The sequence below is a fragment of the Brevibacterium gallinarum genome, from assembly GCF_014836885.1.
Lineage (GTDB): Bacteria > Actinomycetota > Actinomycetes > Actinomycetales > Brevibacteriaceae > Brevibacterium > Brevibacterium gallinarum.
In genome coordinates, this window is sequence record NZ_JACSPY010000015.1 from 29,823 (window position 1) to 52,957 (window position 23,135).

Consider the following 23,135-nt stretch of genomic DNA (forward strand, 5'->3'; position numbering starts at 1 on the left):
CTCAGGGCTTCCGGTTGTCAGCCCCGGCAGCGTCTGCGTCACCGGCGGGCTCGCCGGCATCGACTGCTGCCGGAGATACGGAGTCTTCCACCGCCGAGGTATCGGCCGACTTCTGTCCGGCTGCCGTGCTGCCGCCGGATGAGTCGGCTGACTCAGCCTCGCGCTCACCTGCCGTGGTGCTCGCACCTGGTGTGGGGTTCTCACCTGCCGTGCTCTCATCTGCAACGGTGCTCTCGTGTGCAGCAGCGGTCTCGTCTGCAGCAGTGCTGTTGCCGGTGCTGTCGTCCGCCACAGCGGAGCTGTCTGCTTCGTCGCTGTCGATCAGCCCGGCGTCGAGCAGCTCCTGTTCGCGCAGCTTGCCGGTGTCGTACTGCGGCATGACCGCCGTCTGGTCCGGTCCGGCATCAGCGGCCGGGACGAAGACGTCTTCTTCCCGCTGACTCGTGCCCGCATGGGTGGACTTGCGTTCGTTGGCGCGGCGGCGGAATCGCTGCACGGCTTCGGTGAGCACACTGTCGACGCGGTGGGCGCGGCTCTTGACAGCCAGCGCGGAGCGCAGCTGGTCCTTCAGCCCGGCATCGGTGCGCGAGACACCATCGGACTGGATCCAGTCGAGCATCGCATCGAGGTCCTCAGCCGAGTAGGTGTAGACCGGCAGACCCGGGGTCACGCGCGGGCGGTTGCCCTGCCGGCCGACGACGACGGCTGCCGCGCGGGCGGCATTGAGCACTGCCTGCGGGGAGAGCTCCTCAACAGTGTCCTTCCAGACTTCGAAGATCCGCTCGGCTTCGCGCTGCGGATCGACGAACGCATCGGTCGTCCACACGCGCAGGCTCCGCCAGCCGTGGCGGGCCAGGTTCTCAGGCCGCAGACGTTCGCGTTCGCGGATGCTCTTCCGGCTGACATAGGAGGCGCCGTCGGACTCGACGGCGACGGCCATGCCCTCATCCCCCGCAGCGGAGACGGCGACAGCCAGGTCGATGCCGGCGTATCCGGCGTGGGGTTCGACGCCCATGCGGATGAGGCGCTCGGCCAGGTCATCGATGACAGGGGCGACGTCGTTGTAGATCGCCAGCTCGACACCGGCATCCTCAACGGGTGCCGCCTCGGCATCGCCTGCCTCGGCGTCGGCGGTTCCCGGTTCCGCCTCCGAGGTGTCGCCGTCCGTCTCGGCGACACGGCTCGCAGCCGTCGAACCGTTGCCGATTCGCTGCGCTTGCGTGTGGGCTGCATCGTCGGTCTCGTCGTCACCGGTCGTCTCGGAAGCCTCACCGCCGGCAGATGAGGTGCCCTCCGCCTCGGGCGCGGCGTCTGCCTGCGGGCTCAGCCCGCCGGCAGCCACAGCTGCCAGCAGGTCCGGCAGCACGGCGGCACCGTGGCGCAGCCGGGCGGGATCGAAGTCGTCGGCCTCGAAGCAGGAGACGAGCGTGAGCTTGCGGCGGGCGCGGGTGACAGCGGCGGCCAGCAGCTTCTCACCGTCAGGTTCGGACAGGGCGCCGAAGTTGTAGATGACCCGGCCCTGGCGGGTGCGGCCGTAGCCGAGGGAGAAGATGACGGCGTCGCGGGCCATCCCCTGGATCTGCTTGCAGTCGGTGACGACGAAGGGCTCCTTCGACCCGTCCGAGAAGAAAGAGGCGACATACGGGTATTGGCGGATCGCCTGCTGAATGCCGGCGGCCACGCGCTTGGCGTGCCACGGGGTGAGGGTGATGACGGCCAGCGACTGGCGGGCGTTGGTGCGGGCGTGCTTGAGCACGAGGTCCACGACCCGCTGCACTTCGGCGTCGAGGCTCTCGACCTGGCCGGTGGCGGTGTCCGGGGAGCCGAAGGCATCGGGCACATACGCGAACTCCAAGCCGGTGCCCTCGTTCGTGTGGGCGCTCGGCAGACCGGTGATGGTGCCGTCGTAGAACTGCTCGTTCACAAGCCCGAGCAGGCCTGCCGGGGAGAGCCGGTAGCTGGTGTGCAGGCGGCGCACGGGCAGGAACTCGCGCAGCTCAGCGAGCACGCTCGGGGTGCCGGAGCCGTTGGGCACGGTGCGCCGGTCGACGGCGACGCTGAAGTCGCGCGGCCCGAGCAGCCGGTCGTCGCCCATCGCGATGATCTGCTTGCCGCGGGCGATCGCCGGCAGCACCTCAGGTACGGACATCCGGCCGGCATCGGCGAGGATGACGGTGTCGAACATCGGCAGGTCGGCGAAGTACTGCGGCACGTCGAACGGGCTCATGAGCCAGACCGGGGCGAGCGCGCCGAGCACGTCGGGAGCAGTGAGGCTCAGCGGTTCGACGTGGAACTGGCGCGAGCGCAGGGCTGCACGCAGCGCCTGGGCCTGCTGGCTGTGTTCGCCGATCGCGTGCTTCCAGCCCTGGGCGTGCGACCACTGCAGGCGCTGAGCGCCGGCAGCGACGTACTGGCGGTCGCAGATGCGGAAGTCGGCGGCGGTGCGGTGCATCGCCTCGGAGTCGTGCTGGCCGATCTGCGGATCCTCAGCGGCCAGGCGCTGCAGCACGGTCGCCCAGTAGGCGAGGTCGAACTCCTCGCCGACGAGTTCGTGGGCCGCGCGGCGGGAGCGCAGGTCGTCGATAAGCTCGCCGAGCCCGGCTTGGCGCAGCTCGGCGTCGAGGTGGGTGCGCGCCGGCAGGTCGGCCAGCGCCTCCTTGTCCTCGCCCATCGCCTGCAGGCGGGCGTGGAGCTCCTCCACGAGCATCCCGTCGAGGTCGCCGCCGTCGGGGGTGTCGGCCATCACCGGTGAGAGCTTGTCGAGGTCGGCCTGGACCTCCTGGTACTTCTCGTCGGCGTCAAGCAGCCCGCGCGGCACCTTGAGCCGGGTGCCTCCGCCGGCCAGGTCCTTGAGGGCGGCACGTTCGTCGCGCGCGTTGATGAGTGCGGTGTGCAGGTCATCGACATGGGCGCCGGGGCGCAGGAACTCACGGGCGGCCTTCTTCAGGCGGCGGCGCTCCATCATGCCCATCGGGTTGTCGTGCTCGGCGCGGTACTCGTTCGAGCCGGTCGCGGCGATGAGCTCGCTGAGGTTGTGCTCGTAGACATCGGGTGAGAACTTGTCGAGGGTGCGGCGCACGCCCAGCAGCACTGAGAGCGCCTGTCCCCAGCCGGCGACGGTGCGTTCGGGGTTGAGGCCGGCGTCGCGCAGCACCGGTTCGCACAGCTGCGTCAGCTGCGGGATCTTCGCTGCGACCCGTTCGGCGACACTGCGGGCGGCCTCGGCGTCGGCATCGGAGTTGAAGCGGGCGCCGAACCACACGGTGTCCTCGACTTCGAGGGTGAACGCGCCGAGTGTCGAGAGCTTCAGCAGCTTCTCGCGCAGCCGGGCGCGGTGGCCGGGTTCGGCAGCCATGATGTCGTCGCCGAACCGAACCCCGGTGGTGGGACCGGGCTGCTGGGCGGTCAGCCTGGCGAGGTGCTGCATCGTCTGGTAGACCGACACTCCCCACGGCTGGCGGATCCGGTGCAGGGACTCGGCGTGCTGGGACAGGGTGTCGCGCTGTTCGTTCAGCCGCTGCAGCAGGGTGCCCAGATCGGGGCGTTCGGCCTTCTCGGCCTGGGCGATGAGGCGGATGAGCTGGCGGTGGATGTCGCGGGCGGAGTCGCGGCCGTCGATCGCCAGATCCGGCAGGCCGGCGACCTCCATCCGCGTGGCGAAGTCATCGAGGGCATCGGAGTTCTGTGCGACGTAGAGCACGCTGCGCCCGGTGTGGGCCAGGGTCGTGGCGATCGCGGTGGCCAGCTGGGTGGCCCCGGTTCCCGGCGGGGTGTCGACGACGAGCGACTGGCCGGCCACGGCGGCGTCGACGACGGCCTGCTGGTCCCCGTCGACGTCGATGGCGAGGAACTCCTCCTGCGGTTTGCGATCCGGCAGCGGCACCGGGCCCGAGGCGGCGGCCGCCTCGGCATCGGCTGCCGCCTGTGCGGTCGGTTCGGGCAGCGCATCGGTCTGGCCGGCGAGCGCCCTGAGGATCGGGTGCGCCTCGGGCAGCTCCTCACCGGTGTAGGGGGAGACGATGTTGGCGAACGTGGAGACGATGAGCCGCTGGTTGACGAGGAGGCCGGGTACGCCGCGGGCAACCTCGCGCAGCCGCTCGAAGACCGGGTTGGGATCGAATCCGTGGCTGTAACCGGTGGAGGCGACCCATTCGTCGACGTCGATGGCGATGTCATGTTCGCGGTGCAGGAAGTCGACGAGTGCGGGGTTGATGGTGATGCTCTCATCGAGGACGATCTCGTAGTCCTCGACCCGGGAGCCGCGCGGGACGAGCCGCACGTGGCGCAGCATCACCGGTGCGGCGTAGTCGAGGCGGGCACCGGAGTCGCTGTCCTCACTCCAGGTGGCGAAGCCGATGGCCAGATGGGCGGTGTTGATGCCGCGTTCGCTGGCGAGCTGGTCGGCCTTCTGGCGAATCGAGCGGGCCCGGCGGCGGGCGTCGGAGAGCTGGTCATGATCCCGGATGAGGCTCGAGAGCCGGGTGGGCCTGCCGGCCAGCAGCTGTGCCAGGCCGGAGGGGTGGGCGCCGGTCAGTTCGATGGAGCCGTCGCGGGAGTCCCGATACTGCAGCATGGTGTCGCGTCCGCCGATCTTGGCAGCGCGAGCCTTCCACGCGGCAAAGGCCTCGCCGACTGTGGACTTCGATGCATGTTCGGTTGATGACACACATCGAGCCTAACCATTAGCCAGCGGATTCGCGCGCTGGCGCACCGGGGAGGAGGAATTTTCCACGCCGCTGGTACACTGGGCTGGTTGCCCATCCGCCGCCTGCATGCAGGCCGGTGACACGGGCATCGAGCCCCCGTAGCTCAGGGGATAGAGCACCGCTCTCCTAAAGCGGGTGTCGCAGGTTCGAATCCTGCCGGGGGCGCACCGCTCACCAGCCCAAGCATGAATGCGCCGACGCGAGGTGCCCGGCTCGTGGAGCAGACATGGAGCAGCCCGAACCGTCGTGCTATGCGACCTGGCCTGTTCCAGATGGGCCGACCTGGCCGCTCCCCGGCGCTCTGAACGGGCAAGGCTGACGCCGAGGCCGCGGAAGCGCCGGAGATGTCGCTCCCCCACGTGCTCCAGACATGCACACATAGTGCATATATGTATGCGTTCCGCCGCCGGCTGCCCTGGCCGGCCCGTCCACGGCGCCGAGCGTGAGAGCGCGTTTGCGTGCCCATCAGCATGAAGGAGCTCCACCCGTGCCAGCAGGCAGAGACACGACGTTGCCCAGCATCACGAGGCGACTGGTGTGGCTCGGCCTGGCCCTGCTGGCAGTCGATGCTCTCTTCCTGCTGGCCGACATGCTCCACCGTCTCCACATCACGCGGGGAATCTTCCCGACCTTCGCCCACCCTCTGTGGGAGGGCGATCCCGACGGCAGCCTGCTGGAGATCTGGGGCTATGTGAAAGCCGTCGCCGGCGGCATCGCGCTCATCTGGCTCTGGCGACGGCTGCACGCAGCACCAGTGCTGCTGGTCGCCGGCTGCATCCTCTTCTTCATCGCCGCCGACGATTCCCTGCGCCTTCATGAGGAGATCGGCGGGGCGATCGCCTGGAACCTGGGCTTCCCGGCGATGTGGAACCTGCGCGGGCAGGACTTCGGCGAGCTGCTGTTCTGGGCGATCATCGGCTCGGGACTGCTGGCCTGGCTCATCATCGCCTTCCGCCGGTCTGCCCCGCAGCCGCGGCGCATCGTCTGGTTCCTCGTCCCACCCCTGGCCTCCCTCGCCTTCTTCGCCGCGATCTTCGACGGCATCGGTCCGGCTTCTCGCCAGTGGGGCTGGTCGACGCGTGCCCGCTACCTGGCCAACTGGGCGGAGAGCGCCGGTGAGCAGCTGTCGATCACCGCGCTGGTCTTAGTGATCGCCTACTTCGTGTTCCTGCACCTGCGCAACCCTGGCCCCCGCACCACCGGGACGCAGGGCCTCAGCGACTGACAGCGCCCGGGCCACTGAGGCGGGTAACGACACACGCCCTGGACCGGAGGTCTTCCCTGACTCACCGTAACGCCCCGATGACCGTCGAGCGTAGGCGCCGGCTCGTCTCCCTTGTTATCGATCGCGGCTGACACCAATGACATGTTGCTGATTGCTTCCAGGTGTCCCTGGCAACGGTGTCACGCCGGATGAGTCGGCACCACACAGGGACCGGCCTGCCTGACCGCTCGAGCCGCCCGCACCACAGCCCGAACAGGCTCAGCGCACATACCAAGCGAGGTATCATCGCGCTGCGGTTCAACCGTCGATGGGGCCACACCGTGACGGCTACCGCCTGCACATGCCACGCTCGACCGTCGGGCGGTTGCTGGCCCGCCACCGGATGCACAGGCTGGAGTGCATCGATCACGCCCCCGGTCGGCCGATCCGCCGATCCGCCGACCCGCGCGATGTCGCTACGAAGTCGAGCAGCCTGGCGAGCGGTGCATATAGCTTACAAGAAGCTCGGCCGCATCCTTGACGGTGGTGAGTGGCGGGTTATGGCCGCGGATCGGGCTAGGGCCGAAGGTCCACTCCTCACGGGGCAAGGATGCCCGTGCCGGGCAGCCTTCGTCGCGTTGGTATCGGCACCTGCATCACGCCGTCCATGACTGCTCCCGGCTGATCTACTCCGAGATCCTTGATGATGAGAAAAAGAACACCGCGGCCGGGTTTTGGACTCGTGCCGGGGCGTTCTCCACCGGGATCGGTGTGAGCGTGGATGCAGTGATGACAGACACCGGGGCTTGTTACCGGTCCAGGGACTTCCGGCGAGCACTCGAGGATGGACTCAGGCACAAGCGGACGAGGTCAAGACGCGGAGCGGAACTACCGATAGACTCCATCCCACACCGACAAGATCCAACGAAGGCCTTACGACGCATGACCACGCCACCGTACACACTTCAGAGCTTCGTCCGGCTCGCCGAAAGTGACAACCGCCGAGGCAACGACCTAAGCAGGCAGGACAGAGGCGTCAGGAGAGCGACCAGGCAGCTCAGTAACCGGAGGAAGCAGTACCTCCGTGACGTGCCTCGCTATCCAACAGGTTCAACGGCAAGGGCCCAGCTACGCGAAACCTACCGCGAAGATCGCGGCAAACTGCGCAAAGCGCGTGACGAAGCGGTAGAGGATGCGCTACAGACAGCTCTCTCAAAGTTCGATAAACACGTCGAGGAAGACAGCTTCGAACTTCAACTTGCACGAGGCTCAGTCGTTAAAGGAAAACAAACATACAAAATTTCCCGTGACCTCAGCATCACTTTCCCGGCGAAAGAAGCCGGGAAGCAACTGCACCACCTCTCACATGTTGACCACCAGAGCCGAAATAGTATAATCAGAGCGCTCCAAAGTGCGCTAGAACGGCCGTACCCGCATGCGATATTAAAAACTGACATAAAGAACTTTTTTGAGTCAATCCCACACGACAACCTCAAAACAATTATCACACAGGCAGGACTAGATAGCCTGAGCTATTCAATCGTCACGACCCTTCTTGACGAATATAACCAGCTAACTAACTCAGCATCTGGACTGCCTCGCGGCGTGGGTCTAAGTTCGCACCTCGCTGAAAGCTATCTGACCGATTTTGACATTAGCATCAAGTCTCGTCCAGGCGTGATTTTTTACGCACGCTACGTTGACGATCTTATAATGGTTCTAGAAGACGAGTCGATCCTCACGACACTCAAGCAACACATCAAAACAGAACTAGCCGACAAAGGCCTACAAATAAACAAGCGAAAAACTCTCGAAATAGTGTCAGACGAACACGGCAATTATCCAACAGGGACGACTGTGAACTATCTCGGATACCAATTTAAACGCGCAAACAATACTCTAGCAACCGGCCTAACGCAGCAGAGACGCGCACGTCGCGAAAACCGACTCAAAATAGCTTTTAAGGCTTGGCTAGAATCAAAACCGTCACAGATCCACCCCAACCACGGTCACAATGGATTGCTATTGAACCGCGTACGATATCTCGCCGGTAATACAAAACTCCTCAATTCCAAAGCAAATGTGGCGATCGGTCTGTACTTCTCCAATAGCAGCCTGGACAGAGAAGCGGAAGAGCTGAAAGAGCTTGACAAGCTACTGAGAACACTCGTGATATTGCACCGTTCAAAAATGACCCAAAAGTTGCATAAGCGCCTTAAGGCGATCTCATTTGTTGATATGTTTTCCGAGCGCACGTTCTTGAGGCTATCGCCGAAAAGCATCGAGAAAATTGTCAAAATCTGGTAGGTGACGAGATGTACCGCAGAGCCAAACGGGATTCGCTGCGCCCACTAACTTCCGAAGTGTTGCCTTACGAGGTGCCGGTCCCTTTTAGCACCGCACGCTTCTATACGTTCCTACGCCTCCTACGATTCGAATGGGTCAAGAAAAACGAATTCAGGGTTCGTAGATCACGGTTAGGGCCAGGCGAGAAGCGCTGGCTCGACTTAATCTTTGATCCAATTCAAATTGGTAAAGGCGTCACGGATGGAGACTACCAAGTATTCAACCTCGCTAGCGGTGGCGGTAGTAACTGCGATCTTAGACATCCGTACAAATTCCGAACACGCAGAAATAATGGCAAGTCAAGAGAACTCTCAGTGCCTCACCCACACTCAATGCTCCTGATCGCCGAGTTCATCCACCAACACCGCGATTCCATTCTCTATTATACCAGTCGGAGCAACTTTTCAATTCGGCACCCGCACCGGGTCGCACGGTTGCAGAAACGTAGGCGTTCAATATTCGACGGGGTGTACGATCGTGAATCTTATGGATCTGAACAATCCGATCTCGAATATGCATACGTATCGTCGTACTTCAGCTACCATCGCTACAATAACATAAACCGGTTCTTCGCGTCCAACGACTTCCACGCGTGTGAGCGCAAATTCACCCATTTAATGAAAGTGGACGTATCGAAGTGCTTCGACAGTATTTATACGCATACTATTTCATGGGTATGTAACGGCGAAAAATCGAGCAAGGCCTTCCGGAATAAAACAATATCCACCTTTGGCGGCAAATTCGATCGCCTTATGCAATATTTAAACTACGCCGAAACAAGCGGCGTCATCATCGGGCCAGAAGTCTCGCGCATCTTTGCAGAGATTATCCTTCAGGAGGTCGATATACGCGTCGAACAAAAGCTTTCTAAGCACAACTTGATCTTAGGTAAAGATTATGTAGTGATGCGCTATGTTGACGACTACTTTGTTTTCCTCGCGGATGCGAGACATTCCACCCTCGTCGAGGAGGTACTTTCCGAATGCCTCGCCGCGTTTAAGCTCCACCTCAACGAACTAAAACAACGGCATTTCGATACACCTCTTGACTCGATTATGTCGATTGCAAAAGTTCGCATCAGGGAATCGCTGAAACTTCGGACGCGCATTGACTTTGCATCCGAGGAATCTGCGAGTAATTCCCTCTATTTTTACGCTCAACGTGCCATCCTTGATTATAAGTCAATTATTTTGGATACAGGACTAGACCACTCTGATCTAGCCAACTCATTTTTGTACGAGCTGCAACAAAGGCGTGATCGGACTGTTCGCCGATTCAGGGAATATCTAAAGGACGTTTCTCAAGTTGCACATAGGCAATATAGCAAAGCTCAACTCGATTTGGTGCGCTACCTGACTGAGTCTGTTCGGGTTGGATTTTTCATCTACTCTTCTGCGCCTTCAGTTTCACACAGCATCAAGCTCGCTCGACTGATCGCAGCTTCACTTCGCGAGCTCGCCATTAACAACATTAGCGCGGTCGCGAAAATAAGGTTTCGCGATGAGATTCGTAAAGAACTCATTTCTCAGCTTTCAGCCGTGCGTGACGAACCGGCACTCGGCACGCATAATTTAACGTTGCTCGACTGTCTTTTCCTAGTCGATCCGTCTATCAGTGAGGATTCGCTACGCGATATTCTGCGTCAACGCAAAATGTCTGTTGACGATCTTGACGCGTTTGCAGTGCTGACTCTCCTCAGACGGTTCAGAACTCCTAACACACCTAGTCAATTGCGTGAAGAACTCCTTGACCAGGCTCGAAAACTCATTGATCGCGGACGCGGCAGCAAGCGTGAGGAGGGATCCAGAGCCGTCTTACTTCTAAGCTTACCCACTTATCCAGGCGCCCCGGCTAAACGGATCGCGGACGCTATGGGGTGTGGCTTCTCCGGGCGGGACGTGCTGAAGCTTAGGTCGAGCAGTAGGACCCCGTCGTTATTCGCATGGGATGTCGATAAAGACTATTTCGACCGGCTGTTGCTCAAGGCGTCTCAAGCTGTATACTGATCACGCTGCCATGGCGCATCGTAGGAGCTCCTCCGAGCTCCGACACACACGGGCGCGGAGGGGGGAGCGTCATCCAACCCCTCACCAAATTCTTCGTTTCCGATTTTCAAGTTTCGTCTGTTGGCCTCTCCAGCTGTGAGTCTCAACTCTGTCGTCGTCGCGCTCTCCGTCCCTTCATAGCCCCCATTCGAGCCAATGTGCAGCTTGACGTGTACGTCCCGGGACTTTTGCGGCTCTTCGCAGTTGAGGGTGTAGGTGGGGTGGGCGCGTCGATGCGCTCGTGAGGGTCGAGGCCCTCCGATGATGGGAGTTCCTACGCTGCCCATCCGGACGACCTCGACGTGCACCATCCTACTTTCGCGAGCCCTGACCTGACTGTCTTCTGCCGTCTGGACGAACTCGGGTTGACTGTGACCGGCCAGAAGATCACCGCGAAGCGGGCATGGCTGGAGTGCCGTGTCGCTGATCGGGACCCGTGGTGCCGGGGATGTGGCTGCCAGGCCCGCTCGCGGGGAACCGTCACCCGCAGGCTCGCGCATGAACCCTTCGGGCACCGGCCCACGACACTCGTCGTCAGGGTGCGTCGATACAAGTGCGACGAGTGCGGCCGGTCGTGGCGCGAAGACCTCACTCGTGCTGCGGATGCGAGGGCGAAGCTGTCGCGCCGTGGGGTCAGGTGGGCGTTGGAAGCACTCGTGATCGATCACCTCACCGTGAGCCGTGCCGCCGCCGGGTTAGGCGTGGCCTGGCATACCGCGAACACCGCGATCCTCGACGAGGGACGCCGGGTCCTGATCAACAACCCGAGCAGGTTCGACGGCGTCGCGGTGATTGGTGTCGATGAGCACGTGTGGCGCCACACCCGCCATGGGGACCGGTACGTCACCGTGATCATCGACCTCACCCCAATCCGCACGGGAACGGGGCCCGCACGGCTGCTGGACATGGTCGAAGGGCGCTCCAAACACGCGTTCAAGACATGGCTCGCCGCGCGCCCGAAGGCGTGGCGCGATGGCGTGGAGGTTGTCGCGATGGACGGGTTCACCGGGTTCAAGACCGCCACCAGCGAGGAACTGCCCGACGCGACCGCGGTGATGGATCCCTTCCACGTCGTCCGCCTCGCCGGTGACGCGCTCGACGACTGTCGCCGTCGTGTCCAGCAGGCAACGCTCGGACACCGCGGCCGTCGCGGTGACCCGCTCTACGGGGCCCGCCGCACCCTCCACACCGGGGAAGAACTCCTCACCGACCGACAACGTGAACGCCTCATGAAGCTGTTCGCCGACACCCAGCATGTCGAGGTTGAGGCGACCTGGGGCATCTACCAGCGGATGTTGATCGCCTACCGACACCCCGACAAGACCACCGGCAAGAAGCTCCTCAAGCGGCTGATCGATGACATCACCAATGGCGTCCCCACAGCGTTGACCGAGATCCGCAAGCTCGGCCGGACCCTGAAACGACGAGCAGCCGACATCCTTGCCTACTTCGACCGGCCCGGCAGCAGCAACGGACCCACAGAAGCGATCAACGGGCGCCTCGAACACCTCCGAGGCAGTGCCCTGGGATTTCGAAACCTGACCCACTACATCGCCCGGTCGTTACTCGAAGCCGGCGGGTTCAGACCCGCACTACACCCTTGATTGCGAAGAGCCACTTTTGCTGGGCAGCTCACGCTACCCCTTACTTGACTTCTTTAAGCTACAGTGAAGATTCGTTCTGAGTGCTCACGAACTGCCATTTTGCCTACTCTGACTAACCGAGTCAGCACTGTTTCAAGCTACCGATTTAGGCCGGCCACCGCCTCGGGCGCGGGGCGTTCGGTAACGACCCGGTGAACAGTGGGGATCGCCCGGCCGTTCTTGGCCGGCGGTTGGACTACAGTGGGAGCGACAGCTCTCCGTCCTGCACGTGAAAGAACCCCCGATGTCAGCATTCCAGGCCCCTCCGGGCATGCAGTCCCCGATCTACGGCGCCGACTTCTCCGTCGCGATCGTCCGCCTCTTCCGCAAGGCCCTCGTGTTCGTCGGCCGCTCCAGCCGCAGCGAATACTGGTGGGGCCTCCTCGGCCTCGTCCTGGCCAATATCGCCATCAGCATCCTCCAGTCGATCATCCTCGGCCCGGCCGAACTGCTCTCCGGGGCGTTCAACACCGGCGTCTTCTCCGGTTTCGGGAACCTGGCGACGATGCCGCTGTCGCTGCTGTCGCTCGCGCTCATGGTTCCGCAGCTGGCGCTGAGCTTCCGCCGCATGCACGACGCCAACTACTCCGGCTGGTTCGGCCTGCTCATCCTCATCCCGGGCCTCGGCTGGATCGCCTCGATCGTCCTCGGGTTCCTGCCGACTGTGCAGAACACCCGCTACGAGACCACCGTGTGACACAGCTCAGCCACGCTTGAGCAGACAACAGCAGCGGCCGCATCGATCGATGCGGCCGCTGTCGCCTGCTCGGGCCGGGCCCGAGGCGTGGGTTCAGTCGTCGACGGCGTCGCGGCCGCGGCGGACGATCTTCGGGTCAGCGGCGTAGACGACCGAGGAGTCCTTGCCGGCGTAGTCGAACTGGTTGAGGTAGAAGCGCATGGCGTTGAGGCGGGCGCGCTTCTTGTCGTTGGATTTTATGGTGATCCACGGCGCGTGGTCGGTGTCGGTGCGCCGGAAGGTCTCCTCCTTCGCCTTCGTGTAGTCCTCCCAGCGGTCGAGGGACTCCAGGTCCATCGGTGAGAGCTTCCACTGCCGGACCGGGTCGATCTGGCGGATGGCGAAGCGGGTGCGCTGCTCGGACTGGGTGACGGAGAACCAGAACTTCGTGATGTGGATGCCGGAGTCGATGAGCATCTTCTCGAACATCGGCGCCTGCACCATGAACTCCTCGTACTGCTCATCGGTGCAGAAGCCCATGACGCGCTCGACGTTGCCGCGGTTGTACCACGAGCGGTCGAACATCACGATCTCGCCGTGGGTGGGCAGGTGCTGGACGTAGCGCTGGAAGTACCACTGGCCCTGCTCGCGGTCGGAGGGCTTGTTCAGTGCGACGACGCGGGCGGCGCGGGGATTCAGGTGCTCGGTGAAGCGCTTGATCGTCCCACCCTTGCCGGCGGCGTCGCGGCCTTCGAAGACGATGACATGGCGCAGGTCGTGGTCCTGGCTCCAGTACTGGAACTTCAGCAGTTCGACCTGGAGGCGGTACTTCTCCAGTTCGTACTCCTCGCGGCTCATCCGCTCGTCGTACGGATAGCCTTCGCGCCAGGTTTCGACGGCCTTGCCCATCGGGTCGATGAGGTCGGGGTCGGGGTTGTGGCCATCAGCGACGGTGTAGCCCTCGGTGTTGAGTCGATCGATGTATTCGCGGAGATTCTCGCGCTGTGACAGATGCACTGGTCCACCTTCTGTTCGGCAGCTGGTATTCGACTGGTGTTCCGGTGCCGCCGGTCCCGCTGATGCAGGGCCGGCGGCGGAGCTGTTGCGATGGCGGTGCCGGCCGGCACCGCCGGTGATCAGCGGGAGACCCGCACGACCATCGTCGGGCACTTGGCGTAGGGCAGCACCGACTGTGAGGTCGAGCCCAGCAGCAGGCCGGCGAATCCGCCGCGGCCGCGGGAGCCGATGACGAGGACATCAGCGGTGTCGGAGGCGCGCACAAGCACCTCGGCTGGCTGCCCGTCGAACAGCGTCCAGCGCACCGTGAGGTCCGGGTGCTTCTCCTTGAGTGCGTCGCGGGCGTCGATGAGGGCCCCGGAGCTCTCGTCGATGAAGCGGCGCATATCACCGGTGCTCGGCAGCCATTCCGGGCCGACGACGGCGGTGATCGTCACGCCGACGACGTGCAGCGGGGTGCCGCGCTGGGCTGCCAGGGAGGCGGCTTCCCACAGGGCCGGTGAGTCCTTGCCGAGGGAGTCGACGCCGACGACGACGGAGTTGGAGAAGTCCATGCCGGGCACGGTCTCCATCTCCGAGTCGGTGTCGATGACGCCGTGCTCGTAGTGGCGAATCGGCCGTGAGGCGGTCTGCTTGGGTGTGCGCTCCCCGTCCGGGGTCCAGCCCACGGGGATGACGACGGTCGGGCAGGCGGAGTGGGCTGGCAGCGCCGAGGAGACGGTGCCGAGCAGCCGGCCGGCGAACCCGCCGCGGCCGCGGGAGCCGACGACGGCCAGCGAGGCGGCCTTCGACTCCTCGACGAGGACACCGGCGGCGTCGCCGATCTCGATGACGGCCTCGACGGGGATGTCGGCGGCCTTGACCTCGGCGGCGGCTTCCTTGAGGGTCGCCGTCACCGAGGCGCGGATCGCGGTGTCGTCGATCGGGACATAGGAGACGTCGATCGTGGCAGCGGTGACGCTGGGGATCGTGTAGGCGCCGACGAGGCGAATCGAGCGGCCCAGTGCCTTCGCTTCGCCGATCGCCCAGCGCAACGCGTTGCGGCTGGCTTTCGAGCCGTCGATGCCGACGAGAATCGCTTCCGGGTCGGCGACATCGGGAGTGGACGGGTTCTGGGTGTTCGCGTCTTCGGTCACGGTAACTCCTTACAGAGGATTGTGATCTCCACACTACCGCCTCAGCCAGGCCGACGACCGCCTGCGGGCACTCTCCGATCAGCCCCTTCTCGGGATATGGTCGACACAGGGTTCGACACTCCCGGAGCGCGGTGCCGCGCTCAGGTTTCACACAGATGCCGCGCTTCGCCAGTGAGCTCGCCGGAATGCGCGAACAATACACCCATTGTCGCCGATATGCCGATTGACGCTCCGGCTCTGGGTGCATATGCGTTCAATTGCTCTGTCACGCATGTGATCACACCCATATAAGTTTCAACTTCATCAGCCCCTCATCCTCAAGGGAGCTTGATAGGATCATGGAGTAAGTGCAGGATCCACTCAGGATCCAGCCTCGGCCGGTTCCCCGGCGGAGGCGCAGATTCCGCGAATCGAAAGGACCAACAATGGGCTTCCTCGCATTTCTTCTTCTCGGCCTCATCGCCGGTGCCATCGCCAAGGCGATCCTCCCGGGTCGTCAGGGTGGCGGCTGGCTCGGCGCGCTCATCTGCGGTGTCATCGGTGCTCTGCTCGGTGGCTGGCTCGGCAGCGTTCTGTTCGGCAAGGGCGTCGACGCGTTCTTCGACATCGGATCCTGGCTGCTGGCCATCGGCGGCTCGCTGATCGTGCTCATCATCTGGGGATTCATCTCCGGACGCACCCGTCGCGACTGATCTCAGCACTCTAGCCTGAGACACAGCGGACAGGCGGTCTGCCCTTCGGGGCAGGCCGCCTGTCGGCATTCATGGGCGGCTTCCTGCTTTCGCGCGCGGCCCGCATCAGGCCGTTGGACGCCGCAGACACACCGAATGTGCGTTGAGTGCAACATCGAGCTCACTCGATAGTGCACTCAACGCGGAAAGCCCGTGTCAGCGTCCTCAGGCGGCAGTGGCGTAGGACAGGAACGGCCGCCACTGTTCGGCGGGGTTATCGAGTTCACGCAACCAGAACCGGCCAATGCGCGGCGGACCGGGAGTGAACGGCAGGGACCAGCCCATCTCCTCCGGAGTCCGGTCGCCCTTCTCGTTATTGCACGCCCGGCAGCAGGCAACGAGATTCTGCCAGGTGTTGCCGCCGCCTCGAGAGCGGGGCAGCACATGGTCGACCGTATTGGCGTGACCGCGGCAGTACGCGCACGTCGCGTCGTCGCGGCGGAGCACTCCCCTGCGCGAAAGCGTCACCGAGGCGCTGCTGGGCGGGCGGACGTAGCGTGTCAGCAGGATGACCGAGGGCTGTTCGAGCGACAGTGTCTCACTGCGCACCTGCACGCATGAGTCTGCGGCAAGCACGGTCGCCTTTCCCGCCAGGACGAGGATGATGGCGCGTCTGAACGACACGATCGACATCGGCTCGTAACCGGCATTGAGCACCAGGGTCTTCACAGGCTCGCTCCTCTGCTGAGAACACACAAGGCGCTGCACATTCGTGCAACGCCTTGGAACTGGGAGATCTGCCGTGCAGGCACGGCGGGTATCGAGTCGACTATGGACTCGGCTATGGAATCGACGATGTCGAAGACATCCACGGCGTCGGAGCGCTCGGGAAGCAGGCTCGGCACAGGCGCGGTCTGCGCTGTCGTCATAGCCCGTCTCCCTTCTGTGCTCACCTGCCGTTCCCGGCAGCGGGCCGCCGCCGAGGTGGTCGTGGTCCATATCACTGCGCACTAGAGTAGCGCAGCACGGACGTTTTCGCCTCCGACGCGCACACAGTGGGCGCAGGGTTGCCGAATAGACGGCAGCTGTTCACCGGGATTCACCAGCGGTTCGCCGCCCGGGCGGGGATACTGGCGCGCCGGCCGTGGGGGTGGGAGCCGGTGGAGCGAGAGCCAACAGGGGCGGGAGCCTGAGACCGGCTGGCCGTGAGGCGGTCTGGGCGTGCCGCTACATGCACAGACACCGCACGCCCGCAGGCTGCCAGGACCATGGCAGCTCGCGGGCGTGCGGTGTGAGAGCCGGCTCGTCAGCGCGTGGCGCTGGGCGCGGCGAAAGGATCAGAGGACGCGGACGAAGACGGCGCCCTTCTTCATCATCCAGTCAGCGGAGTGGTAACCGGTGGTCTTGCCACTGCTGGGCGCGTCGTACATCATGCCGTTGCCGGCGTAGATGCCGACGTGGCCGGGAGCCCAGATGAGGTCGCCGGGCTTGGCTTCGGACTTCGACACGACGGTGCCGGCACCCTTCTGCGCACCCGAGGTGCGGGGCAGGTTGACGCCGACCTTGCCGTAGATGAACGAGGTGAATCCCGAGCAGTCGAATCCGGCAGTGGTCGTGCCGCCCCACTTGTAGGGGATGCCGGTGTACTGCTTGGCCAGGCCGATGACCTGCTGGGCCTTCGAGCCGTTGGGCATCTTGACGTCGTCGGAGCTCTTCGAGGAGCGGTCCGAGTTGCGCGAGGCGGCACCCGAGTCGCGGGTCTGCGTCGGCGTGCTGGTCTGAGTGGGCTCCGGGCTCGGAGCGGCCTTGGCCGATCCGGTCTCGATGTTGGCGGTCGAGGTCTCCAGCGCGTCGCTGCCATCCTCGGCATCGGGAGCGGTGACGCTGGCCTGGTTGACGAACTCGGGGGCCTGATCGACCTCGGAGTCCTGTGCGACGACCTTGCCATCGGCTTCAGCTGCCGAGTTGGCGGTCGGGAGTGCGACTGCTGCCATCAGGCCGCCGGCGGCGGCGACGACGGCCGCGCGACGTCCGACTGCGCCGGAATTGGCGGCGAGGACGTCGGTGAGTTCAGTGAGTGGGGTCTTGACCGGAGCATCTGCCCGGCGGCGACCACGCGTCTTAACTGCCACGAAAGTTCTCCTCCATTACCTACGGGGTGAGCTGTCGGGCTCGAGCTGGAGTTGCCCGGTTCCGGTCTGGAACTTAGCCCCGAGCTTCGCGGCCTGCCGGCCGCTGAAGCGAAGGTGGTTCCCCCGCTGCCGCAACGGTCCTTTTGGGTTTGTCTTCTGCGCTGAGTGCGGCACTCGGATCCTCATTGCAGAAGCGGGCTGTCTCAACCCGCGATAGCAACAGTAACCGATGTTGCGGCCGAATGTCACATTATTGTCACGAGGATGTGAACAGCGCCGTGACCTTGCAGACATCCTCCCAGGTCAGAGGCCATAAAATTTCTTCAAGAAAATGTTACGGAAGCGCCGCAATCGCTGCGGCGCTTCCGTGATCTCAACCCTTGCGGCGCCCGTCCGGCGGGCGTCTGTCACGCCTGTGTGACGAAGATGTGCGCGGCGGTCTCGATCGGCAGATCGAGGACATCCTCGACATCGGGAGCGCGCAGCGTGAGGTAGTCGCCGGCCGGCTCGCAGTCGACGGTGACGCCGGGCAGGATGCCGGTCTGCTTGAGCTGGCTCAGCAGCATGTGATCGGTCTGCAGCGGCTCGGCGATCCATGCGATCGTCACCGTGCACCGCCGGTCACCGGGACATGCCTCAGACAGGGCGACGATGTCAGCGCTGGGTTTGGGTGCCTCGCCGAGGGATTCGCGACTGGGCACCGGGTTGCCGTAGGGGCTGGTGGTGTGGTTCTCCAGCAGGCCGACGAGCTTCTCCTCGACCTGGTCGCTCATGACGTGCTCCCAGCGGCAGGCCTCGTCGTGGACGAGCTCCCAGTCCAGGCCGATGACATCGGCGAGCAGCCTCTCGGCCAGCCGGTGCTTGCGCATCACCGAGGTGGCCAGGTCGCGGCCTTCGGGAGTGAGGATGAGGTGGCGGTCGGAGCCGACGACGAGCAGGCCGTCGCGCTCCATCCGGGCAACGGTCTGCGAGACTGTGGGACCGGAGTGGTCGAGGCGCTCGGCGATGCGAGCGCGCAGCGGCACCACGCCCTGTTCCTCAAGTTCGACGATGGCCTTGAGGTACATCTCGGTGGTATCGATGAGATCATTCACGAGCTTGGTCCATTTCCTTTCCGGCTGCCACCAGTCTATCCCGGGGCAGACGACCCCAGCGACTTTTATCTGGAACTGTTCCAGTTTACGCCGTGTGGGGTGAAAAATCATCCCGAGCGCATCCGTTGCGGCCCCGGCTCGAGCACGCACGCTGGTGGGCGCGAGCTGGAACTTCAGCGGCGCCTCGGGACCGGGCCCGAGGCGCCTGCTGAGTCACAGCCGTCAGGTCGCGTTCAGGGGTTGACGTAGATGGTCTTGTGCAGGGTGAAGAACTCGCGTGCCGCCCGGCCCTGTTCGCGCGGGCCGTAGCTGGAACCCTTCCGCCCGCCGAAGGACGTGTGGTAGTCGACGCCGGCGGTCGGGGCGTTGACCATCACCATGCCGGCCTGGGAGTGGCGCTTGAAGTGCTCGGCGTGTGTGAGGGAGCCGGTGAAGATGCCGGAGGACAGGCCGAAGCTCGTGCGGTTGGCCACCGCGAGGCCCTCGTCGTAGTCGGCGACCTTGATGACGCTGGCGACGGGTCCGAAGACCTCCTCTTTGTTGATCGTCATGTCCTCGGTCGTCCCAGTCACCAACGCCGGGGCGAGGAAGTAGCCGTCGGTGTCGGCTTCGACGCGCTTGCCGCCGTAGACGGTGCCGCCCTCCTGTTCGGCCAGGGCGATGTACTCCTCGTCCTGCTTGAGCTGGGTGTCGGAGACGACGGGGCCGATGACGGTCGAGTCGGCACGCGCGTCGCCGACGGTGAGGCCGTCCATGCGCTCCTTGAGCTTGGTCACGAACTCATCGTGGACATCCGCGGTGACGATGAGGCGGCTGGAGGCGGTGCAGCGCTGTCCGGTGGAGAAGAAGGCGCCGTTGATCGCGGCATCGGCAGCGGCGTCGAGGTCGGCGTCGCCGAGGACGATGAGCGGGTTCTTCCCGCCCATCTCGCACTGCACCTTCGACCCTGCCGCCGAGGCGTTGGCGATGACGCCGGCGCCCACGCCGACGGACCCGGTGAACGTGACCGCGTCGACGTCGCGGCTGGTCGAGATCGCGTCCCCGACCACCCGGCCGGGGCCCATGACGAGGTTGAGCACGCCGTCGGGCAGGCCGGCCTCACGCAGGATGCACACGAGCGCATGCGCGCTGGCCGGGACGATCTCGGCGGGCTTGAAGACGATCGTGTTGCCGTAGGCGAGTGCTGGGGCGATCTTCCAGGCCGGGATGGCGATCGGGAAGTTCCATGGGGTGATGATGCCGACGACGCCGACGGGCTCGTGGATCATCTCGACCCGCAGACCGGGGCGGACGGAGTCGACGATCTCACCGGTGTTGCGCAGGGTCTCACCGGCGAAGAACTTGAACAGCTGGGAGGCGCGCAGCACCTCGGCGGTGGCCTCCTTGAGCTGCTTGCCCTCTTCGCGGGCGAGCAGCTCGCCGAGCTGGTCGGCGCGCTCCTTGATGAGCGTGCCGGCGGTGTCGAGGATGTCGAAGCGCTGCTGGATGGGGCTGTGCGCCCAGGTCTCGGCGGCTTCCTTGGCTGCGGCGATGGCGCGTTCGACGGTGGCGGCATCGGCGCGGGCGAACTGGCCGAGGACATCGGAGGTGTCCGAGGGGTTGACGTTGCGGCTGCGGTCCTCCGATGGGACCCACTCACCGGCGATGAGGTTGTCGAACAGCTCGTCGGGACCGTAGGCGGCCGGCTGGCTCTGGGTCATGGCAGCATCCTCTCTGATTCGCTCACGTGGCCGCGGTCGCTGCGGCCGTCGCGCTCATCCTATCCCCCGCGTGAGCGGCGTCACGCACCGGTTCGCCCAGCGGCCCGGCGGGCTCTGTCAACCGGCGCCGAGGCGGTGGCCGGCTTACGGGTTGAGGCGGGTGATCGACCAGGCGGCTGCGGTGGCGAGGTCGGCGGGCTGGCCGCCGGTGCTCATGTAGACGAAGCGGTCATGGAAGCGGTTCTGCCGGCCCTGCCAGAACTCGATCTCGAACGCCTTCACCCGATATCCGCCCCAGTTCACCGGACGGGCCACCTCGGTGCCGTCGTACTTCGCGGCGGCGTCATCGTAGGCCTGCTGCATCGCCTCGTGGCTGGCGACCGGCGCCGACTGCCGGCTGGCGACCGCCCCGATCTGCGCCCCGCGCGGGCGCACAGCGAAGTAGGCGTCGGAATCAGCTGCCGGGATCGGCTCGGCGATCCCGCGCACGCGCACCTGCCGCTGGAGCTCCAGCCACGGGAAGGTGAGCGCGACGATCGGCTGGGCGGCGATCTGGCGTCCCTTGGCCGAGTCGTAGTTGGTGAAGAAGGTGAAACCTGCCGCATCGAAGCCCTTGAGCAGCACGATGCGGGCGGCCGGGCCGGAGGCATCGGCGGTGGCCAGCAGCATCGCGTTCGGTTCGGTCACGGCGTCTTCGGCCTCGGCGAACCACGTGCGGAACTGGGTGTGCGGGTCGGCTGCGACCTCGTCGAGATGGTCGCTGCCGTATTCGACGCGCTGGCGGGCCAGGTCGGCGATCGCCTCGCGCCCTGCGGCCTGCGTCTCGGGGGTCTCGGAAGTCATGGCCCAAGCCTACTCCGCGACCCCGTCCCCGGCTTCTCACGCGCGGGTCGTAGAATCGATGGGGTGAGTGATGCACCGAAATCCGTGAAGATCCCATCCGAACTCCTGCCCGCCGACGGCCGCTTCGGCTCCGGGCCCGCTCGTGTGCGCGATGCGCAGCTGACGGCGCTGGCCGCTGCCGGGCGCGAGGTGATCGGCACCTCCCACCGCAAGGCCCCGGTCAAGAAGCTCGTCGGCCGCATCCGCACCGGCCTGGCTGAGCTGTTCGACCTGCCCGCCGGCTACGAGGTGGTGCTCGGCACTGGCGGATCGACCGTGTTCTGGGATGTCGCCGCCTTTGGGCTCGTGCGCGAGAAGGCCGCCCACGCCCAGTTCGGTGAGTTCGGCGCGAAGTTCGCCAAAGCCACGAACACAGCCCCGTTCCTCGCGGAGTCCGCGATCCTCGACGCCGAGCCCGGTACCGGTGCCGTTCCCGAGGCGGTGGCTGGTGCCGATGTCTACGCGTGGCCGCACAATGAGACCTCCACCGGTGTCGCCACCGAGATCCGCCGCCCGGCCGGCATCGCGGATGATGCACTCGTCGTCATCGATGCGACCTCGGGTGCCGGCGGCCTGCCGGTCGACATCCGCGAAACGGACGTCTACTACTTCGCCCCGCAGAAGAACATGGGCTCCGATGGCGGCCTGTGGATTGCGATCATGTCCCCACGCGCGATCGAGCGGGCCTATGAGATCAAGGACTCCGGCCGCTGGATCCCGGCCTCCCTCGACCTCGTCACCGCGATCGAGAACTCGCGCAAGGACCAGACCTACAACACCCCGGCTGTCGCGACTCTGCTGCTGCTGGCTGAGCAGATCGAGTGGATCAACGGCAACGGCGGGCTCGCCTGGGCGACCGAGCGGACCCGGACGTCATCGGAGCTCGTCTACCGGTGGGCGGAGAACTCCGAGGTCGCCACCTGCTTCGTCGCCGACCCGGCTGACCGTTCGGCTGTCGTGTGCACGATCGACTTCGACGACTCCATCGACGCCGCAGTTGTCGCCGACATGCTGCGTGCCAACGGCGTCGTCGACGTCGAGCCCTACCGCAAGCTCGGCCGGAACCAGCTGCGCATCGCCACCTTCGTCTCAGTCGAGCCTGAGGACGTCAAGGCGCTGCTGGCCTGCATCGACTTCGTGCTCACCGCCGTGCAGCAGTGAGCGTCTGACCCTTCAGACATGAGCGTTCAGACCTGAACTTTCACACCTGGGCGTTTCAGATCGCACAGCGGCCGGTCACCCCGCGGGGTGGCCGGCCGTTTCGGTACCCGCACTCAGGCGCTGACGAAGGAGATGACATTGACGACGACGAAGGTCGTCAGTGCCGCTGCCGCACAGCAGAACTCGACGATGATGCCGATGCCCAGCGCCTTGATCGCCGTCCAGCTCGACTGCCAGGAGTCCTTCGGGTCCTTCAGCCGCCGGAATTCAGCAAGGTAGAGACCGGCGATGAAGCCGACGAACAAGCCGACGACCGGGATGACGAAGAAGCCGATGAACGCGCAGACGGCGGCGATCAGCAGCGAGGAGTTCGGGATCTGCCGTGCCTTGAGCCGCTTGCCGGTCAGCACCCAGGAGGCGGCCATGCCGATGCCCACGAGCAGCAGGATGACGGCCAGCGTCACCCAGCCGGTCGTGGTGCCGAGCACGATCGCCCAGACGAGTGCACCAATGGCGATGAGAATCGAACCCGGCAACACGGGAACGATGATGCCGATGCAGCCGATGAGCATCGCCAGTCCGACGATCACGGTGGTGATGGTTTCTGCGTTCACTGCCAAGTGGCCTCACGTTGTGGGAACAGGGTGCGCACTCAGTGTACGAGCACCGCCCGGCACCGGCCTGGACAGGCGCGCCGCACCGGCTGACAGCTCACGGCCCCA

Annotated in this window: 17 protein-coding genes, 1 tRNA gene and 1 riboswitch; of the genes, 8 read left to right on the plus strand and 10 right to left on the minus strand. The window is 64.6% G+C overall.

The genetic code is table 11. The annotated features are described in order from the left end of the window. Window position 1: 1 nt before the first annotated feature. Window positions 2-4,666, minus strand: a complete 4,665-nt coding sequence (locus tag H9634_RS12300) for a DUF4011 domain-containing protein (protein WP_191726980.1) — start codon at window positions 4,664-4,666, stop codon at window positions 2-4. A gap of 132 nt (window positions 4,667-4,798) precedes the next feature. Between H9634_RS12300 and H9634_RS12305 the strand changes: the two genes are divergently transcribed. From H9634_RS12305 to H9634_RS12330, 6 genes are all read left to right on the plus strand, one after another. Then, window positions 4,799-4,871: transfer RNA gene (locus tag H9634_RS12305), tRNA-Arg, on the plus strand. A gap of 322 nt (window positions 4,872-5,193) precedes the next feature. Next, entirely contained in the window at window positions 5,194-5,931 is a 738-nt protein-coding gene (locus H9634_RS12310) for a hypothetical protein (RefSeq protein ID WP_191726982.1), read from the plus strand. 921 nt (window positions 5,932-6,852) lie between these two features. Next, on the plus strand, window positions 6,853-8,217 hold the full coding sequence (gene drt3a / locus H9634_RS12315; RefSeq protein WP_263598812.1) for an antiviral reverse transcriptase Drt3a: 1,365 nt from the start codon (window positions 6,853-6,855) through the stop codon (window positions 8,215-8,217). 8 nt (window positions 8,218-8,225) lie between these two features. Beyond that, on the plus strand, window positions 8,226-10,262 hold the full coding sequence (drt3b, locus tag H9634_RS12320) for an antiviral reverse transcriptase Drt3b (RefSeq protein ID WP_318245107.1): 2,037 nt from the start codon (window positions 8,226-8,228) through the stop codon (window positions 10,260-10,262). Between the two features lie 341 nt (window positions 10,263-10,603). Continuing rightward, window positions 10,604-11,905, plus strand: a complete 1,302-nt coding sequence (locus tag H9634_RS12325) for an ISL3 family transposase (protein WP_191726988.1) — start codon at window positions 10,604-10,606, stop codon at window positions 11,903-11,905. A 283-nt stretch (window positions 11,906-12,188) separates the two neighbouring features. Continuing rightward, complete coding sequence (locus H9634_RS12330; RefSeq protein WP_175293929.1) at window positions 12,189-12,641, plus strand: DUF805 domain-containing protein; 453 nt, start codon at window positions 12,189-12,191, stop codon at window positions 12,639-12,641. Window positions 12,642-12,734: 93 nt separating this feature from the next. Here the strand turns inward: H9634_RS12330 and ppk2 are convergent, their stop codons facing one another. Both ppk2 and H9634_RS12340 read right to left on the minus strand, forming a co-directional pair. Next, a complete protein-coding gene (ppk2, locus tag H9634_RS12335; RefSeq protein ID WP_191726990.1) occupies window positions 12,735-13,637 on the minus strand; it encodes a polyphosphate kinase 2 in 903 nt (300 codons plus the stop codon). 119 nt (window positions 13,638-13,756) lie between these two features. Then, complete coding sequence (locus tag H9634_RS12340) at window positions 13,757-14,773, minus strand: universal stress protein (RefSeq protein WP_175293927.1); 1,017 nt, start codon at window positions 14,771-14,773, stop codon at window positions 13,757-13,759. A gap of 425 nt (window positions 14,774-15,198) precedes the next feature. Between H9634_RS12340 and H9634_RS12345 the strand changes: the two genes are divergently transcribed. Then, on the plus strand, window positions 15,199-15,465 hold the full coding sequence (locus H9634_RS12345; protein WP_165883596.1) for a GlsB/YeaQ/YmgE family stress response membrane protein: 267 nt from the start codon (window positions 15,199-15,201) through the stop codon (window positions 15,463-15,465). Window positions 15,466-15,669: 204 nt separating this feature from the next. Here the strand turns inward: H9634_RS12345 and H9634_RS12350 are convergent, their stop codons facing one another. From H9634_RS12350 to pdxH, 6 genes are all read right to left on the minus strand, one after another. Further along, window positions 15,670-16,173 (minus strand): HNH endonuclease, encoded by a 504-nt coding sequence (locus H9634_RS12350; RefSeq protein ID WP_191726992.1) that lies wholly within the window; start codon window positions 16,171-16,173, stop codon window positions 15,670-15,672. Continuing rightward, the gene (locus tag H9634_RS12355) at window positions 16,170-16,373 is read right to left on the minus strand and encodes a hypothetical protein (protein ID WP_191726994.1); all 204 of its coding nucleotides are present in this window, start codon (window positions 16,371-16,373) and stop codon (window positions 16,170-16,172) included. Before H9634_RS12355 ends, H9634_RS12350 begins: the two co-directional genes overlap by 4 nt. 408 nt (window positions 16,374-16,781) lie before the next feature. Further along, on the minus strand, window positions 16,782-17,576 hold the full coding sequence (locus H9634_RS14945; RefSeq protein WP_191726996.1) for a C40 family peptidase: 795 nt from the start codon (window positions 17,574-17,576) through the stop codon (window positions 16,782-16,784). 1 nt (window position 17,577) lies between these two features. After that, window positions 17,578-17,726, minus strand: a riboswitch (cyclic di-AMP (ydaO/yuaA leader). 257 nt (window positions 17,727-17,983) lie between these two features. Next, window positions 17,984-18,670 (minus strand): metal-dependent transcriptional regulator, encoded by a 687-nt coding sequence (locus H9634_RS12365; protein WP_191726998.1) that lies wholly within the window; start codon window positions 18,668-18,670, stop codon window positions 17,984-17,986. A 233-nt stretch (window positions 18,671-18,903) separates the two neighbouring features. Then, on the minus strand, window positions 18,904-20,370 hold the full coding sequence (locus H9634_RS12370; RefSeq protein WP_191727000.1) for an aldehyde dehydrogenase family protein: 1,467 nt from the start codon (window positions 20,368-20,370) through the stop codon (window positions 18,904-18,906). A gap of 144 nt (window positions 20,371-20,514) precedes the next feature. Then, window positions 20,515-21,213 (minus strand): pyridoxamine 5'-phosphate oxidase, encoded by a 699-nt coding sequence (gene pdxH / locus H9634_RS12375; RefSeq protein WP_191727002.1) that lies wholly within the window; start codon window positions 21,211-21,213, stop codon window positions 20,515-20,517. A gap of 63 nt (window positions 21,214-21,276) precedes the next feature. Here pdxH and serC point away from each other — a divergent pair, with 63 nt between their 5' ends. Beyond that, window positions 21,277-22,413, plus strand: coding sequence for a phosphoserine transaminase (gene serC, locus H9634_RS12380; protein WP_404801693.1), 1,137 nt, complete (start codon window positions 21,277-21,279; stop codon window positions 22,411-22,413). 113 nt (window positions 22,414-22,526) lie between these two features. Here the strand turns inward: serC and H9634_RS12385 are convergent, their stop codons facing one another. Next, entirely contained in the window at window positions 22,527-23,027 is a 501-nt protein-coding gene (locus H9634_RS12385; protein ID WP_191727005.1) for a DUF456 domain-containing protein, read from the minus strand. Window positions 23,028-23,135 lie beyond the last annotated feature (108 nt).